Here is a 17,447-nt window from a genome sequence, read left to right on the forward strand (position 1 = left end):
GCCTGATCGCACCGTTCACGTCATCTATGCGCTAACAGAAGGGAAACTGGGATGAGCACTCAGGACGCAACCGCCGATCAGTGGCGGAAAGTGGTCCAAGAGTTGCGTGCAGACCCGCGCGTTACACCCCGTCAGCGCGGCTACCTCGAATTAGCGCAACCACAGGGGCGTGTTGGAACCACGTTCCTGGTAGCTGTCCCTAACGAATTGACTCGCGACACTCTGCAAAGCGTGCTGAGTGAACCGCTCGATGATGCTCTGCGCACCGTTTTTGGTCAGGACATGCTGTGCGCTTTCTCAATCGATGCAACCATCGAAACCCGTGCTGACGATGCGGATACCTCAGTTGCGGAAAGCCCCGACCGCTACCGCGGCAACGAGGTCTCCCCCGCCAACGAGCTGCAAATCCTGGATCCACACCCCGTTTCTTCGAATGTGGATCCGCGCCGTCGGTTCGATCGCGGTGAATATGATGACCGCGGCGAGTATGCCGCAGCTGAGCGGCCGCGCGAGAACTTCAACCACCAGGAATTTGATAGCAACCGCTATCAGACAATTGCCCCTTACCCTCTTGAGCACGAGGACACATCGAGACAGCCGCACGATAACGGTGAATTCTTGCGTGCAGAAGCGGATGTGCAGCGTTTCCAACGCGCGGCTGAAAGGCTCGATGCGAGCCAGGGCGCGGCATCTGGCTCAGCCATGCTTCCGGTTGGCCGTGCCGTGCCGCAGCCCCCATCGACATCGGCGGAATTTGGGCGGCTGAACCCTAAATACGTTTTCGATTCGTTCGTGATCGGTTCATCGAACCGTTTCGCCCACGCCGCGGCCGTGGCTGTAGCGGAGGCGCCCGCTAAGGCATATAACCCACTTTTCATATACGGGGGTTCGGGGCTCGGTAAAACCCACTTGTTGCACGCCATCGGGCACTATGCACGCGATCTGTATCGCGGAATCCGGGTGCGCTACGTCAACTCGGAAGAGTTCACGAACGACTTCATCAACTCGATTCGTGATGACGAGGGCACTAGCTTCAAGGCGATGTACCGCAACGTAGACATCCTGCTGATTGACGACATCCAGTTCCTTGCGAACAAGGACGCAACTCAGGAAGAGTTCTTCCATACGTTCAACGCGTTGCACAACCACAACAAGCAGGTTGTGATCACCTCGGATTTGCCGCCCAAGCAACTCTCAGGCTTTGAAGACCGCATGCGTTCGCGCTTCGAGTGGGGTTTGACCACTGATATTCAGCCGCCTGAGCTGGAGACGCGTATCGCGATTCTGCGTAAGAAGGCTGAGGCTGAAGATCTTTCGGTGCCTCCCGAGGTTTTGGAAGCGATCGCCTCGCGAATCTCAACGAACATCCGTGAGCTTGAGGGCGCATTAATTCGCGTGACGGCATATGCCTCGTTGAACCAACAGCCCGCCACTTTAGAAGTGGCCGAACATGTGCTGAAGGACCTTGTCACGGATGAGGGCGCGCAAACGCTGACGCCTGAAACGATCATTCACACAACTGCCGAGTACTTCGGGTTCACAGTGGCTGAGCTCAATTCCAAGTCGCGTACCCGGGCTCTGGTTACCTCACGGCAGATCGCGATGTATCTGTTGCGTGAGCTGACAGAGATGTCGCTTCCGAAGATCGGTGAGTTGATGGGCGGACGCGACCACACAACTGTGATCCATGCTGAGCGCAAGATCCGTGAGCTGATGGCTGAGAGGCGCGAGATCTATAACCAGGTCACGGAACTGACCAATACGATGCGCCAGCAGCAGCGGGATTAACCCTGTAACTACGCGGTTAAATCCGAATATTTTGTAGTTATCCGCAAGAAATGTGCAAAGAGCTGTGGATAACTGTGGGTAACATGCCTTTCGCTTCGCATAGTCCTAGCTCACTCTTATATGCTTCACAGTGATGGGAATAATGCGTTAGAGTTCTCCACACTTTATCCACACTCAGTGGATAGCTGAATCATGCGGATCTGACGGGTTTTACACAAACTCCACAACGGTTACTACTCCTCCCACCTTTAAACATCTATCCAAATTACATTTTGTGATTCGACCGGACCCGGCTCGAACTACATGCCCCTACAGGCTGATTTCTAAATCTCAGTGAACAAGTTATTTGAACCAGGTAGGCTAAACACGTGCCCTGTGTGACTTTTGAGCACAAGAGTGAATAAGGTCTTACTCTTGTGCTTGAATCTCATGCGCACCGAAAGCCTCGTATTTCGCATCGGAAGGTGAATCTGTGAAGATCAGCGTGGACCGTGATGTGCTCACTGAAGCCGTGACGTGGACTGCTCGAGCACTCGCTCCTCGTCCAGCGACCCCTGTACTTTCCGGTATTTTGATCACTGCCGCGGATAACACTCTGACGTTTGAGGCTTTTGACTACACGACTTCGGCACACCTTGACGTGGATGCCAACATCGAAACGGAAGGTTCGGTGCTTGTCTCTGGCAAGATGCTCGCCGACATCGCCCGTACTTTGCCTGCGGCTCCAGTCACTCTTGAACTTGAGAACGCTAAGCTCACGGTTTCGTGTGGCCGTTCCCGTTTCCACTTGGCCACCATGCCGGTTGATGAATACCCGAGCCTGCCTAAGATGCCCGATGTTCTTGGCACTGTTGATGGCGCAGAATTCTCTCGGGCTGTTGCTCAGGTTTCGGTTGCTGCTGCTCGTGATGAAACCTTGCCGATCCTCACTGGCATCAAGGTTGAGTTTGAAGATGACACGATGACACTATTGGCGACTGACCGCTATCGTCTTGCGATGCGTGAGTTGAATTGGAAGCCAGCTGAATCGAGCGTTTCAACTTCGGCTCTCGTGAAGGCTAAGACCCTTTCGGATGTCGCTAAGACGTTAGGTTCTGCTGGTGAGCTCAGCATCTGCATGGAGGAAAACGGCGATATTGTCGGTTTCGTTTCGGGTTCGCGCCGCACCACTACGCTTTTGGTTGATGGTGATTACCCTAAGATTCGCTCTCTGTTCCCGGAGGAATCGCTTATTCACGCATCGGTTTCTACTCCTGAGCTGATTGAGGCCGTTCGCCGTGTTTCGATCGTGGCTGAGCGAAACACCCCTGTGCGTTTGCAATTCACTGATGCCCAGGTCGCGCTCGATGCGGGAACGGGTGAAGAGGCCCAAGCTGAAGAAGCCATCGAAAGCCAGCTCAACGGCGATGAGATCACGGTCGCTTTCAACCCTCCGTTCTTGTCCGAGGGTTTGTCTGCTTTTGACACTGAGAATGTTCAGTTTGCGTTCACTACCGCGCCGAAGCCTGCGATGTTGACCGCGCTTGATCAGGAAACCGGCCAGCCGGATATGTCTTTCCGCTATTTGGTGATGCCGGTGCGACTGCCTAACGCGTGATGTTTAGGTGTATCTGACGCATCTTTCGCTGCACGATTTCCGTACGTATCAGCATCTCGAGTTGCCTTTGAGCCCTGGCACTACTGTTTTGGTGGGGCCCAATGGTGTGGGTAAAACCAACATTGTTGAGGCAATCGGCTATTTGGCTACACAGGATTCTCACCGTGTGAGCCAGGATGCACCGCTGGTGCGTTTCGGTGCGGAGCGCGCGTTGATCGCGGGCCAGGTTAACCGCGGGGACCGCCTGACGCGTGTTGAAGTTGAGATTAATCCGCGGCGTCGGAACCGGGCACGGGTCAATCGCGCTGATTTTTCGCGAGCTCGTGAGGCTTTAGGCATTCTCCGTTCGATCCTGTTTGTCCCTGAAGATCTGGAGCTGGTCAAGGGCGAGCCGGAGGTTCGGCGCCGTTTCCTTGATGATCTTGTGGTGCAGCTTCGGCCGGATCAGGCCGCGGTGCGCAACGAATTTGACCGGGTATTGCGTCAACGCAACGCACTTTTGAAGTCGGCTCGCGCATCGGGCGGTTTCACTGAAGCCCACGAGGCCACTCTTGATGTGTGGGATATGCATTTCGCGCAAGCTGCGGCACCGCTTATGCGGAACCGGATTCATGTGGCGAAATTGTTGGCTCCGCATGTTGCCCAGGCTTATTCGGAGCTGACGAATGGGGCTAAGGCGGCTACGTTGCGTTATTTCGCGACAGTGGTTGATGAGGCGGAAACGCTGGGTTCGGTTGATGGCCCGGTCGCGGAGCAGACGTTGTTGACCCCTGATATGGTGCACATCACTGATGTGGTGAGCCAAGCGTTGGAGGCTTCCCGCGCCCGTGATATTGAGCGTGCCACGACAACGGTTGGTCCGCATCGTGATGATGTGATGTTGGGGCTTGGGTCCGCGCCGGCTAAGGGTTTTGCCTCTCACGGGGAGACGTGGTCGTTGGCGCTGGCCTTGCGGTTGGCGGCGTTTCGGGTTCTGATGGAGGATGACCCTTCCGATGCGGCGCGTCCTGTATTGATTCTGGACGATGTGTTCGCTGAGTTGGATGAGTTCCGGCGGCAGCGTCTGGTGGCGGCGCTGGCGGATGCCGAGCAGGTTGTGGTTACTGCCGCGGTGGGTAGCGAGATTCCTCAAGGGTTGGATGCCACGGTGGTGCGTGTTTCGCCTGGGGAGGTGATGATCGATGACGCCACAAACGCCTGAGCCGTGCCCTGAAGAGGACAGTTTTGAAACGCAGGGTTGTGATTTTGAAACGCAGGGTTGTGATGCGCAGCCGAATGAGGTTGAGGTGTTCGAAGCTGAACTTGAGGGGCTTGATGCTTTGGTGGATGACGCCCCGGCGGTGGTTTTGGCTCGCGCGCGGAAGCTTGCTTTGTCCCAAGGTGATGTGCGCCGTGATGCGGCGATGGTTCAGCGCGCTAAGCAGAAGGCACGGGCCCGTAAGAGCCGTAAGCAGAAGTGGGATGATCCTGATGCTGGCGGGCGTGATCCGGTGGGTTTGGGTGAGCTACTGGAGCGGATGATGCGTTCGCGGGGCTGGGCTGAACCGGTTGCGGTGGGTTCTGTTTTGGCTCGGTGGCCTGAGATTGTGGGGCCGCAGGTTGCCGCGCACGCGGTTGCTGAGTCTTTTGAGGATTCGGTTGTGGTGGTTCGGTGTTCTTCTACTGCGTGGGCTACGAATCTGCAGCTGATGCAGCATGATTTGTTGAAGCGTTTGGATGCTGCGGTGGGTCATGGCGTGGTGACGCGGATCAAGGCTTTGGGGCCGGCGGCGCCTTCGTGGCGTAAGGGGCCGCGGTCTGCTCCGGGCGGGCGGGGCCCGCGGGACACATACGGGTGAGGCACGCGAGGCATCGTGTGTTTCGCACCCGGCGCATCGTTCCCACCACTGCCCTTCCGAACCCCGCATTCTGAGCCTTGTATTGCGTACTCCGCATCCCGCTCGATCGGTTCTGAGGGGATGGGAGGGCCGGAGGGGATGCCCTACATATATGGGGATGCATCGTGTCTAAGGGGCGTTTACGGGCCTGCTAACGCGACGAACGTACTTATTCCGCGCTAGAATGGATCTAAATTGGCGTTTTTGTGTGCCCGCGTGCTTGTTGTTGTGCGTGTGGTGCAGGCGCCCGCTGTAGATGATTGAAGAACTGGGAGTACCGTGGCGGAGGATATCCAGCCGGAGAACGGCGTTTCGGAACACCATGAGGGGTCTGGGGATCAGACTCATGGTGAGACACATGAGGGCACCGGCCATGTCGGCAACCATAAGGTGACTGAGGAATACGGTGCGTCTGCGATTACGGTGCTTGAGGGGCTTGAGGCTGTCCGGAAGCGCCCGGGTATGTACATCGGTTCGACCGGCCCGCGTGGTTTGCATCACCTCGTGTATGAGGTGGTTGATAACTCGGTCGATGAGGCGTTGGCCGGGTATGCGGACACGATCCGGGTGACCCTGCAGGACGATGGTGGCGTCCGTGTTGAGGATAACGGCCGCGGTATCCCGGTGGATATGCACCCGACGGAGGGCCGCCCGACCGTTGAGGTCGTGATGACCATTTTGCATGCTGGCGGTAAGTTCGGCGGCGGCGGTTATGCGGTTTCGGGTGGTTTGCACGGTGTTGGTATTTCGGTTGTGAACGCGCTTTCGCGCCGCATTGACACGTGTGTTAAGCGTCAGGGTTACGAGTGGAATGTGACGTTTGAGAACGGCGGCCACGTTGTGGGTGAGGGGCTCACGCGTGGTGCTGCGACTGATGAGACGGGCACGATCCAGACGTTCTATCCGGATCCGGAGATTTTCGAATCGGTTGAGTTCGATTTTGAGACCCTACGTGCGCGCTTGCAGCAGATGGCGTTTTTGAACAAGGGTTTGCGCATCGTTTTGACTGATGAGCGCAGTCTTGATGATGCCGGTGATGAGGTTGTTGATGAGGCCGATGCGGACGCAGGCGAGGCTGAGAAGAAGCCGCAGCATCGCACGGTGGATTATAAGTATGACGAGGGCTTGCTTGATTACGTCAAGTTCCTGAACGCGTCGAAGAAGGCTGAGCTGATCCATGAAGACGTGATCGCTTTTGAGGCCGAGGATACTGACCGGAAGATTTCGGTTGAGATCGCGATGCAGTGGACTTCGGCGTATTCGGAGTCGGTGCACACGTATGCGAACACGATTAACACTCATGAGGGTGGTACTCATGAGGAGGGTTTCCGTGCCGCGTTGACCTCGTTGATTAACCGTTATGCGCGTGAGAATAACCTTCTGAAGGAGAAGGATGACAACCTCACGGGTGACGATATCCGTGAGGGTCTTACCGCGGTGGTTTCGATCAAGCTGGGTGAGCCGCAGTTTGAGGGCCAGACCAAGACGAAGCTGGGTAACTCGATTGCGCGTGGGTTTGTGCAGGGTGTTATTCACGACGGTTTGGGTGACTGGCTGGAGCGTAACCCGATGCCGGCGCGGGATGTGATCCGGAAGGCGATGCTTTCGGCGCAGGCTCGTATGGCTGCGCGGAAGGCTCGTGATCAGGCTCGGCGTAAGTCTCCGTTGGAGACGTTCGGTATGCCGGGTAAGTTGTCGGATTGCTCGTCGAAGAACCCGGCTGAGTGCGAGATCTACATTGTTGAGGGTGACTCCGCGGGTGGTTCGGCTAAGCGTGGCCGTGATCCGCGGACTCAGGCGATTTTGCCGTTGCGCGGCAAGATCCTGAATGTTGAGCGTGCGCGTCTGGATAAGGCGTTGGCTAACCGTGAGGTTCAGTCGATGATTACCGCGTTCGGTACGAACATCGGTGAAGAGTTCGATATTGAGAAGTTGCGGTATCACAAGATTGTTTTGATGGCGGATGCGGATGTTGACGGTCAGCACATCACCACGTTGTTGTTGACGGTGTTGTTCCGGTTTATGCGTCCGCTGATTGAGCGCGGTTATGTGTATTTGGCGCAGCCGCCGCTGTATCGCATCAAGTGGTCGAACGCTCCGCACGATTATGTGTTTACTGACGCTGAGCGTGATGAGGCGTTGGAGAAGGGCCGCGCGGCTGGCCAGCGTTTGCCTAAGGATAATGCGATCCAGCGTTATAAGGGTTTGGGCGAGATGGATTATTCGGAGTTGTGGGATACAACTATGAACCCGGAATTCCGTACGTTGAAGCAGGTCACGATGGATGATGCTGCGGCTGTGGATCAGGTGTTTTCTGTTCTGATGGGTGAGGACGTTGAGTCTCGCCGTGAGTTTATTCAGCAGAATGCCCGTGATGTGAGGTTCCTGGATATTTAGGTTCGTCAGGGTGCGCGGCGTTCTATGGTGTGGATCGAGTACATGGATCTGACGGTGGCGCTGTTGCTGAGGAAGACTTTTGGATTTTGAGGCTAAGGAAGAAGCTGTAATTCGATGAGTGAGAACAACACTCCTGATCCGGATGTGAACGCTGAGGGCGTCGGGGAGTCTTTGGCTCCAGCGGTGGTTGCTGGTGACCGTGTTTCGCAGGTTGATCTGCAGACTGAGATGCAGCAGTCGTATCTGGATTATGCGATGGCTGTCATTGTTGGTCGTGCGTTGCCGGATGTGCGTGATGGTTTGAAGCCGGTGCATCGTCGTGTGATTTATGCGATGTATGACGGCGGGTATCGGCCGGATCGCGGGTTCAATAAGTGTGCCCGTGTTGTTGGTGAGGTGATGGGTCACTTCCACCCGCACGGTGATTCGGCGATTTATGACACGTTGGTGCGTCTGACTCAGGACTGGGTCATGCGCTACCCGTTGGCTACGGGCCAGGGTAACTTCGGTTCTCCGGGTAACGATGGCGCTGCGGCTCCTCGTTATACGGAGACGAAGATGGCTCCGTTGGCTATGGAGATGGTTCGGGATATCCACGAGGACACCGTGGATTTCATGCCGAACTATGACGGCAAGAATCAGGAGCCGACTGTTTTGCCGGCCCGTTTCCCGAACCTGTTGGCTAATGGTTCGGCTGGTATTGCCGTTGGTATGGCAACGAATATTCCTCCGCATAATATGCGTGAGCTTGCCGATGGTGTGCAGTGGGCTCTGCAACATCCGGATGCGAGCCGTGAGGAGTTGCTTGAGGCGCTGATGCAGCGCATTCAGGGCCCGGACTTCCCTACGGGTGCCCGTATTTTGGGGCGTAAGGGTATTGAGGATATGTACCGCACTGGTCGCGGTTCTATCCCGATGCGTGCGGTGGTTAATGTCGAGGAGATCGACGGCCGTACGTGCTTGGTTGTGACTGAGCTTCCGTATCAGGCGAATCCGGATAATTTGGCGATCAAGATCGCTGATCTTGTGAAGGACCACAAGATTCAGGGCATCGCGGACTTGCGGGATGAGACCTCTGGCCGTACTGGTCAGCGTCTGGTGATTGTCCTGAAGCGGGACGCTGTCCCGAAGGTTGTATTGAACAACCTGTATAAGCACACGGAGCTGCAGCAGAATTTCTCGGCGAACATGTTGGCGCTCGTGGACGGTGTTCCGCGCACACTTTCGCTGGATGCGTTCATTATTCACTGGATTAATCACCAGATCGATGTGATTGTCCGCCGCACTAAGCATCGTTTGAAGAAGGCCAAGGCTTTGGCGCATATTCAGGTTGCTTTGTTGATGGCGCTGGATGTGCTCGATGACGTGATTGCGTTGATCCGGAAGTCACCGACTGTTGATGAGTCGCGTGAGGGTTTGAAGAAGCTCTTGGGGATCGATGATGATCAGGCGAACGCGATTCTGGATATGCAGTTGCGCCGGCTGGCTGCGTTGGAGCGTCAGAAGATCCAGGACACGTATGACGCGTTGATGGAGGAGATCGCGCGTTATGAGCGGATCCTTGCTTCTGAGACGTTGCAGCGTGAGGTGATTTCTGAGGAGCTCACGGATATTGTGGAGCGTTTCGGTGATGACCGCCGCACTGAGATTGTGCGTGGCTATGACGGGGATATGTCTGTTGAGGATTTGATCCCTGTTGAGGAAATGGTTGTCACGATCACTCAGGGTGGCTACGTCAAGCGGACGCGTTCTGATAATTATCGGGCGCAGAACCGTGGCGGTAAGGGCATTCGTGGCGCGCAGTTGCGTGGCCAGGATGTTGTGGAGCATTTCTTTGTGACCACGACCCACCATTGGATTGCGTTCTTCACGAACTTCGGCCGCGTCTATCGCTTGAAGTGTTACGAGTTGGCGGAGGCTGCGCGCGATGCGCGGGGTCAGCATGTGGCGAATGTGTTGGCTTTCCAGCCTGGCGAGCAGATTCAGCAGGTTTTGGCGCTGGAGAATTATGAGCAGTCGCCGTATCTGGTGTTGGCTACCCGTAATGGTTTGGTTAAGAAGACTCGTTTGGAGGAGTACGACACGAACCGTACGGCCGGTGTGATCGCGGTGAATCTGCGTGAGGGTGATGAGCTTGTTTCGGCTGGTTTGGCCAGCGAGCATGATGATCTGATGCTGGTTTCGAAGAAGGGTATGTCGGTTCGTTTCACGGCTACTGATGACGCTCTTCGCCCGATGGGTCGCGCGACGTCTGGTGTTACGGGTATGAAGTTCCGCGCAGGCGATGAACTGTTGGGTATGAGTGTTGTTCGTGACGATGAGGCTTCGTTTGTCTTCACTGTCACGGATAGCGGTTATGCCAAGCGCAGCCCGGTATCGGATTACCGTGTTCAGGGTCGTGGCGGCCTCGGGATTAAGGTTGCGAACTTGCCTGAGGATCGTGGCGAGCTGGTTGGTTTCAAGGTTGTTCAGGAAGATGACGAGATCCTGGTTGTGATGCAGTCGGGCAAGGTTGTCCGTACGGCTGTGAACCAGGTTTCGCCTACTGGCCGTGACACGATGGGCGTGATTTTCGCTAAGCCGGACAAGAAGGATCACATTCTTGCGGTTGCGAAGAACGCTAATCATGACTTGGAAGCTGCCGGTGAGGAAGCCGGCGATGACGAGACTGATACTTCAGGTGTAGACGTGGAGGGTACCGAAGCGGGTACAGTTGCTGAAGTGCAGATAGATGATCAGGGCGAGGGCGCTGATTCTGAGCCAACTGACGGAGGAGACGAGTGAGTACCTCAAAGAATCCTGGTGCGCAGCGGCCTAACGCGTCGTCTGGGAAGGGTCGTAGCCCGGCCCCGCAAACGGTGAGTTCGCAGGGGAAGGCTCGTCCGGCGTCGTCGGGGGCTCGCCCAGCTAATGCGCGTGGCAGTAACCCTACCCTGGTGCGCCCTGCGCCTAAGGCGAAGGTGCGTAAGGCACGCCTCATGGTGTCCAAGGTGGACATCTGGAGCGTTTTGAAGCTTGCGTTCTTGTTGTCTGTGGCTTTGGGCGTGGTCACGGTTGTTGCGACTGTGGTGCTCTGGGCTATCTTCGACGTCGCTGGTGTTCTTGACCAGATCAACAACTTCTTGGGCACGATTATGGGTGAAGGCAAGAAGTTTGATGTCAAGGATTATGTGTCGATGGGTAACGTCACGAGCTTCTCGGTGATCATCGCGGTAGTCAACGTGATTCTGTTGACGGTGCTTTCGATGGTGGCTGCCGTGATCTATAACTTGTCGGCTTCCCTTGTTGGCGGAATTACGGTAACGTTAACTGACGACTAGACGCCTGCAGTGACGTTGGCGGTCTCGTCCGGTTTACGTGAGTTTCACATCACATCACGTTCGATTTGGAACTTAGAAAGAAACCAGGTAGAGTCTTTCAACGTTGCTCCTGCTAAGGAAACAAAACGAATGAGAACTGAATACTGAATCTCTTGAAAATTGAGAGATGCAAAGTTGAAGTTTAGATTTCGTTTCGATTTTGTTCAAGAAGGTTCTAGGAATAGAATCGACTGAAGAAAGATTCCTTAGCGGAATTCCGTAGCAAAACTCCTCACGGAGTGAGAGACGGAAATGGTGCGGGCGTATAGCTCAGACGGTTAGAGCGCATCGCTGATAACGATGAGGTCCCTGGTTCAATTCCAGGTACGCCCACCATGGGGGATTGGCGCAATTGGTAGCGCATCTGCTTTGCAAGCAGAGGGTTAGGGGTTCGAGTCCCCTATCCTCCACAAAGTGAAGGTCCGGATGATCGAAAGGTCAGCCGGACCTTCGTCATTTAACTCACGGCCACTGCGCAACCAGGCTGCGGGACAGCCCTATGCCCCGCGCGGCCCCTTTTGACCCTTAACCCTGGTTGCCTGTGGAGCCTTAGGCGCAGACTGATGGGCCGGTGGCTCAGGAGGGCCTCAGGGGAAGGGCCTGAGCGCCTTGACGCCCCGTGGGCCTGTTGACGCCCTTGTGAGGGCCGTTAAAGGAAGCGAGGCATAAAGAGAGCGCCCCCTCACCAACGTGTGGTGAGGGGGCGCTCTCGCGTCTTTGAGCTCGCTGTCTGCGAGCGGGAACGCTTACTTGTTCAGTGGGTTATCCGAACCGGTGCTTGCGTTCTTCAGCGGCTTCTCCGCAGCCGGCTTCTCAGCAACTGGCTTATCGGCTGCGCGGCGGCCGGACTGCTTAGGCTTCTCGCCAGTGACCTTCTCCTTGACGTCTGCAGCCTTGTCCTTGGCGGCGTCAACTGCGGTGCCAGCGGCGTCCTTAGCCTTGCCAGCAGCCTCCTTGACGGCGTGCTTAGCGTCGTCGCTGGCTACCTTGTCTTTGACGTCTGCAGCTTTGTCCTTAGCGGCATCGACACCGGTCTTAGCGGCGTCCTTAGCCTTCTCCACAGTGGACTCCTTCTCGGAAGCTGGCTTCGAAGCCAAGGTCGGGGCCTTCTCCTGAGGAGCAGGGTTCTTCCAAGGGTCCTCGACTGGACGGGATGCACGCCAAGCAGCAACAGCGGCAGCACCAATCGCTGCGAAGAGGACGAACAAGAAGAACTTCTTGCCGCCGGACTTCTTCTGCTTCTTACGCTCCTTAGCGGCTGCCTTACGAGCCGCCTCGGCCGCCTGCTTAGCCTGCTTCTTCAACTGACGCTTGGACATCTTCTTGCCCTTCTTCGCTTTCTTAGCGGACTTTTCCAACTCTGCACGGCCAGCGTTAGCTCCAGCCTGAGCCTGGGCTGCCAGCTCGGAAGCTTTAGTCTTAGCGTTCGTAAAGGTCTCGCTAGCGGTTTCTTGCGCGCGGGAGGCGAAATCCTTAGCTGCGGGGACGACGTCGTCCTGAACCTTTTCCATCATGTCTGCTGCCTTCTCCTTAGCGGTGTTCAAACCATCGGCAATAACCGGGGAAACCTGCTCATAACCGTGAGCAAGCGCTTCGGTGGCCGCATGGAGCTTAGGAGCAGCCCAATCGCGTACATTCTCGACAGTGCTGGCAATTGCGCCTTCTGTCTTCTTAACTGAACGGTCTTTCATGACTGCTCTCCTGTTTTAGTTGTTCGTCCACACATGAGTAGACGTTGTTCCATACATTTACCCTAGACGGAAAACGAGGTGTTGTGTTGGGATTTGTAGAACTTGCCCCAACCTGTTCACTGAACGCGTATGATTCGGCCACATAAACAGGGGCGCCTCATGGGATGATGGGGGCATGAGCATTGCAACGCATGAAGCAACTATTCATACGAGCTTGGGCGACGTAGTTCTGAATCTGTTCGGCAACCACGCGCCACAGACTGTTGAGAACTTTGTTGGTTTGGCAACCGGCGAGAAAGAATGGACCGACCCTGCAACGGGTGAAGCCCGTAAAGGCACTCCCCTGTACAACGGCACCATCTTCCACCGCATCATCAAGGACTTCATGATCCAGGGCGGTGACCCTCTGGGTCGCGGCATCGGTGGCCCGGGCTACCAGTTTGATGACGAGATCCATCCCGAACTGACGTTCGCTGAACCGTATAAGCTCGCGATGGCCAACGCAGGTAAGCGGATGGGCCGCGGCACCAACGGTTCCCAGTTCTTCATCACGACCGTGCCAACCACATGGCTGCAGGGCAACCACACCATCTTCGGTGAGGTTGTGGACGATGCGTCCAAGGCCGTCGTGGATAAGCTCAACGCAGTCCCTACGGGCCCGGCCGATAAGCCACTCGAGGACGTCGTTATTTCCTCGATCGATATTAAGAAGCTGTAACTTGTGGCTCGCTTAGGTGCCCCGGTGCTGTAACAGCGCCGGGGCACCTGCCTTTAAGGGCTCTCACCATGGAGACATCGAACGAACGGGGATATCAATGAGGAATCTGCTGGCGCGTTACCCGGGAACAATCATCATCACTGTGGTCTTGGTGGCGTTCTATATCGTCCAGCTTGTGGTGGAAAGCTTCACCGAGGACATGTTGATCCGCGGGGTCTACGTTAACGAGCAACCGTGGCGTCTATTGAGTTCAGGGTTTGTCCACAGCACCGAGTTCCTGCCTTCAGCGCACCTACTGAGTAACCTGCTGATGCTGTGGTACGTGGGGCTGCTGCTCGAACGGATCCTAGGCACAATCCGGTTCATAGCAGTCTTCCTCGTAGGCGTCGTGGGAGGAAGTGCCGCGGTCGTATTGCTAACAAGCCCCATCGACGGGGCGCTGGGTGCCTCCGGCGGGATCTTCGCCCTGTGCACTTCCCTACTCATGGTCCTGCGTAAAGGAGCAACCACGGCGTTCGCAAGCCTCACGACCGTTGTGGTCATCATGTTTCTCCAGGGGCTGTTCATGCCAGGAGTTTCGTGGGAAGGCCACCTCGGCGGAGCAATCACAGGTATCGTGCTGGGCGCGACCGCACGCTTCCAGCCCTATGTTCTTGAACGTGTAAGCGACCTCTTCGATGTGACAGAAGGAATCAAACCCTCCGTGTCGCGGCAGAAGATCGTGACGGAAGTACCGCGCCGCATTGCAGAAGTTGCGATCTATGCCGGAGTGGTTGCCCTCGCCGTATGGCTGAGCACGAGCCACGTAACATCAACGCTCACGAAATACGGCATCACACCGTGATGTGCAACACCGTGACGTACAACATTGCGAGCTAAGCCTTGTGAGCCTGACCTAGGGCAGAGGACTGACCCTGACCTCTGCTCCTGATGGCGACCCCTGTCCCTCATCCTGACTGACCTCTAGCCCAGACGCCGCGTAAAGCACGCGGCGTCTTTACTTATCCACAGTGGTTCTCCACAGTGTGGACAAGAACACAACGGTGTAATTCGAATAAGGGACAAATATTCGAAGAAAAACTGTGCTAACTATAACCTAGGCCAAGATCCAGCTTAAAGATTACTTAAAGCAAGCACTAGCGAAGATGTGTTCGAATGTTTTCCCACTTTTTATCCCCACCTGTGGATAACTTTGTGCACGGGTGTTGACAGAATCTTGGAATTCTCGTTAATTTTCGCCACCTGCCGTTATCTTCATGTTTATCCACAGTCGTTTTCCACAGTGTGGAGAACTTACACCGTTGTGATTTATGAAAGATCTTTCAGATCTTAAGATACGGGGATGACTGTGATTCCGGGGATCCGGACATCTTTCTGTGCATAGACTGTGAGAATATTTCGCAATCCACACACTTTATCCCCACCTGTGGATAACTCAAGTTCACAGGTCCACAGCTCTTGTAATCCACAGTCGCCGTTTCTCGGCCTGCATGGGCCATGAAAACCCTGCCAACCGGTTCGGCTTACGCCATCTGGGTCTCTATAGGAGCCTCCGCGGCCGTCGCCTACGGGATGATCACCGGTGACGAAAACTTCAGCATCATCAAAGTGCTTCTCCTGTTAGGGATGATCGCGTGCGTGATTGGGCTCAAACTCGTATCGAGCTGAGCACACGCACCTATTGAGGCAGATACGAAAGAGGCGGAAGCCCGCAACTCATGCGAACTTCCGCCCCTCAAAAGCTGAGTAGACAGGACGACTGGCTCTATTCTCGCCAGCCGAACATCATGATGAAGCCGATCATGGAGATACCGAAGCCAATCAGAATGTTCCAGTTACCGATCTTCGGGATCGGCAACTCGACACCGACCATGTGGGCAACATAGAACGTCACGATCCACACCAGACCGAGAATCATGAAGCCAAACATGATGGCCTTATATACAGGAGAAACAGGCTGGAACTCGCTGGCTTCACGGCGCTGACGACGAGTCAGCTCCTGCTGCTTGATCGCAGCGTTACGTGCAGCAGGGTTCCCAATCTTCTTCGGATTAGAAGATGCGCGCTTGGAAGATTCAGACACGTGTCCTCCTCAACCCATTCAACGTAGCGGTGTCAACGGCTCAGTGTTCAACACCTGGATATGAACAGGTTGTAATATTGGTTAGTGTTCCCGGGCTCGGGCTCAACATCACATTCTAACGGTACATAACCCTGAAAATGCTAAAGAGTCCACAATAGAGCTAACAAACTCAGGAGGGGCTTGTGACAGCAGAGCCAATTGCCCGACGGCCTCGCAGGCGACGCAGCGTCGGGTCAGTGATCATCGGGATCATCGCTGAACTTTTGCTCACCGCAGGTCTCTTCGTCCTCCTCTTCATTGGTTGGCAGCTGTGGTGGACCAACATCGAAGCCGAATCCGTTCAGCAAAACGCCATCAGCCAGGTCACCCAAGAATGGGATCAAGCCGAGAAGAAGAGCAAGGACGGTAAACCCACTACCCCGATCGAAGGGGAAACCTGGGGAATCCTCTATATCCCTAAATTCGGCCACAACTATGCCAAGCCCATTGCTGAAGGCATTGGGATGGATGTCCTCAACACCGTGGGCGTAGGCCGCTACCCACAAACCCAAATGATTGGCGAGAAGGGCAACGTAGCGTTCGCTGGCCACCGCCAAACCCACGGGCAAGTGTTCTGGGACATGGACAAACTCAGCGAAGGCGACACCGCCTACATTCAAACCAAGGACGGCATCTACTCATATAAGCTCCGGCAACTCCAGTACGTCAGCCCGGAGCAATCCGACGTACTACTTCCAGTACCTGGCCAGCCCGGAGCGAAACCGCAAGAGAAACTTATGACGCTGACAACCTGCCATCCGCCGTTCAGTATGGCCGAGCGCATCATCTCAACCTTCGAACAAACCGACTTCTCTAAACGCGGTGAACCAATCCCTGCCGAAATCGAAGACATCGTCACTAAAACTACGGGAGGAAACGGCTGATGTACGGCTTCATTTTCAGGCTCCTACCTGGCCCACTATGGATCCGGGTACTCCAAGCGATCCTCCTTGCAGTCTTTGTGATCCTCTTGCTCATGAACTACGTCTTCCCTCTGCTGAACCCCTATAGCCCGTGGCAAGACTCCACGGTTAGCGGGAGCATTCTGGGAACGTTAGGCGGAGGCAAGTGACACACGGGTACCAACTAGGGGGCCGTGCGCACGAGCGGCTGAGCCCTGAGGCAGCGCAGCGTCAGGAATCGTTGCAGGGTGGTCGGGTACTTGTTGTCGACAACTATGACTCGTTCGTCTATACGCTGGTGGGTTATCTCCGTGAGCTCGGAGCGCAAGTCAGAGTTATTCGCAATGACGAATATTCACTCGAAGAAGCCCGGAATCTAGCAGAAGATTTCGATGGCGTACTCATCTCCCCCGGCCCAGGCAATCCACTAAATGCCGGAATAAGCATAGGTCTAATCCGTATATGTGTTGAACGGAATATTCCGCTGTATGGGGTCTGCTTAGGTCTGCAGTCTCAAGCTGAGGCGTTCGGCGGCATAGTGAGCCACGCAGAACAGCTTATGCACGGGCGAACCTCACTCGTAGAACACACGGGCCACCCCATGTTCGAAGGGGTCGCCAATCCGTTCACAGCAACCCGGTACCACTCGCTGGCAGTGCAAGCCGGTACGGTCCCAGATGATCTCGAGGTAACCGCCCAAACCAAGGACGGGGTGATCATGGGGCTAGCTCACAAGACCGCACTGGCATGGTGTGTGCAGTTCCACCCCGAGTCCGTCCTGACACAAGACGGCTATCGGATGCTCGGTAACTGGCTCGAAGCCCTTGGCCTGCCGGGCGCAGCAGAGCGGGCTGAGAAACTCAGCCCGCTCATCAGTAGTGTCAATCAGCGCTAGTCAGCGGCCTCTACGGCATAAGAGAGCAACCGGTGTGGCAAGGCCGAACGCTGATATGACCATCGGCCGCTGATACTAGATAGCGGCCGATGATCAACGGT

14 protein-coding genes and 2 tRNA genes are annotated in these 17,447 nt (G+C 55.7%); 14 read left to right on the forward strand and 2 right to left on the reverse strand.

What is annotated here, in order from left to right; all coding sequences use genetic code 11:
* The first annotated feature begins 51 nt into the window (after positions 1-51).
* The 9 genes from dnaA to HMPREF3160_RS05625 all read left to right on the forward strand — a co-directional run bounded on the left by dnaA (position 52) and on the right by HMPREF3160_RS05625 (position 11,428).
* Positions 52-1,788, forward strand: coding sequence for a chromosomal replication initiator protein DnaA (gene dnaA / locus HMPREF3160_RS05585; protein WP_035755733.1), 1,737 nt, complete (start codon positions 52-54; stop codon positions 1,786-1,788).
* Positions 1,789-2,260: 472 nt separating this feature from the next.
* Positions 2,261-3,385, forward strand: coding sequence for a DNA polymerase III subunit beta (gene dnaN, locus HMPREF3160_RS05590; RefSeq protein ID WP_070507523.1), 1,125 nt, complete (start codon positions 2,261-2,263; stop codon positions 3,383-3,385).
* A gap of 7 nt (positions 3,386-3,392) precedes the next feature.
* Positions 3,393-4,586, forward strand: a complete 1,194-nt coding sequence (recF, locus tag HMPREF3160_RS05595; protein WP_070507525.1) for a DNA replication/repair protein RecF — start codon at positions 3,393-3,395, stop codon at positions 4,584-4,586.
* Positions 4,567-5,223, forward strand: a complete 657-nt coding sequence (locus HMPREF3160_RS05600) for a DciA family protein (RefSeq protein WP_083285472.1) — start codon at positions 4,567-4,569, stop codon at positions 5,221-5,223. Before recF ends, HMPREF3160_RS05600 begins: the two co-directional genes overlap by 20 nt.
* Positions 5,224-5,652: 429 nt before the next feature.
* On the forward strand, positions 5,653-7,659 hold the full coding sequence (gene gyrB / locus HMPREF3160_RS05605) for a DNA topoisomerase (ATP-hydrolyzing) subunit B (protein ID WP_141739851.1): 2,007 nt from the start codon (positions 5,653-5,655) through the stop codon (positions 7,657-7,659).
* A 114-nt stretch (positions 7,660-7,773) separates the two neighbouring features.
* Entirely contained in the window at positions 7,774-10,443 is a 2,670-nt protein-coding gene (gene gyrA, locus HMPREF3160_RS05610; protein ID WP_035755729.1) for a DNA gyrase subunit A, read from the forward strand.
* Positions 10,440-10,979 carry a DUF3566 domain-containing protein gene (locus HMPREF3160_RS10190; RefSeq protein WP_083285473.1) on the forward strand — a complete coding sequence of 180 codons (540 nt, stop codon included), beginning with the start codon at positions 10,440-10,442 and terminating at the stop codon, positions 10,977-10,979. The genes gyrA and HMPREF3160_RS10190 overlap by 4 nt, the downstream gene beginning before the upstream one ends.
* Positions 10,980-11,277: 298 nt before the next feature.
* Positions 11,278-11,354: transfer RNA gene (locus HMPREF3160_RS05620), tRNA-Ile, on the forward strand.
* A 1-nt stretch (position 11,355) separates the two neighbouring features.
* Positions 11,356-11,428 (forward strand) — tRNA-Ala (locus tag HMPREF3160_RS05625).
* Positions 11,429-11,764: 336 nt separating this feature from the next.
* Here the strand turns inward: HMPREF3160_RS05625 and HMPREF3160_RS05630 are convergent.
* A complete protein-coding gene (locus HMPREF3160_RS05630; RefSeq protein ID WP_052048439.1) occupies positions 11,765-12,709 on the reverse strand; it encodes a hypothetical protein in 945 nt (314 codons plus the stop codon).
* Positions 12,710-12,884: 175 nt separating this feature from the next.
* Here HMPREF3160_RS05630 and HMPREF3160_RS05635 point away from each other — a divergent pair, with 175 nt between their 5' ends.
* The 3 genes from HMPREF3160_RS05635 to HMPREF3160_RS05645 all read left to right on the forward strand — a co-directional run bounded on the left by HMPREF3160_RS05635 (position 12,885) and on the right by HMPREF3160_RS05645 (position 15,095).
* Complete coding sequence (locus HMPREF3160_RS05635) at positions 12,885-13,427, forward strand: peptidylprolyl isomerase (protein ID WP_035756067.1); 543 nt, start codon at positions 12,885-12,887, stop codon at positions 13,425-13,427.
* A gap of 97 nt (positions 13,428-13,524) precedes the next feature.
* The gene (locus HMPREF3160_RS05640; RefSeq protein WP_070507528.1) at positions 13,525-14,271 is read left to right on the forward strand and encodes a rhomboid family intramembrane serine protease; all 747 of its coding nucleotides are present in this window, start codon (positions 13,525-13,527) and stop codon (positions 14,269-14,271) included.
* A gap of 653 nt (positions 14,272-14,924) precedes the next feature.
* Entirely contained in the window at positions 14,925-15,095 is a 171-nt protein-coding gene (locus HMPREF3160_RS05645; RefSeq protein WP_070491326.1) for a DMT family transporter, read from the forward strand.
* Positions 15,096-15,192: 97 nt separating this feature from the next.
* Here HMPREF3160_RS05645 and HMPREF3160_RS05650 read toward each other — a convergent pair whose 3' ends face one another.
* On the reverse strand, positions 15,193-15,510 hold the full coding sequence (locus tag HMPREF3160_RS05650) for a cell division protein CrgA (protein ID WP_232219275.1): 318 nt from the start codon (positions 15,508-15,510) through the stop codon (positions 15,193-15,195).
* Between the two features lie 182 nt (positions 15,511-15,692).
* On the opposite strand from HMPREF3160_RS05650, the gene HMPREF3160_RS05655 reads away from it, so the two are divergent.
* Both HMPREF3160_RS05655 and HMPREF3160_RS05665 read left to right on the forward strand, forming a co-directional pair.
* Positions 15,693-16,433, forward strand: a complete 741-nt coding sequence (locus HMPREF3160_RS05655) for a class E sortase (RefSeq protein ID WP_070491328.1) — start codon at positions 15,693-15,695, stop codon at positions 16,431-16,433.
* Positions 16,434-16,692: 259 nt separating this feature from the next.
* The gene (locus tag HMPREF3160_RS05665) at positions 16,693-17,346 is read left to right on the forward strand and encodes an anthranilate synthase component II (RefSeq protein WP_070507588.1); all 654 of its coding nucleotides are present in this window, start codon (positions 16,693-16,695) and stop codon (positions 17,344-17,346) included.
* The last annotated feature ends 101 nt before the right edge of the window (positions 17,347-17,447 follow it).

The organism is Arthrobacter sp. HMSC06H05, assembly GCF_001807395.1.
Classification (GTDB): domain Bacteria; phylum Actinomycetota; class Actinomycetes; order Actinomycetales; family Micrococcaceae; genus Pseudoglutamicibacter; species Pseudoglutamicibacter albus.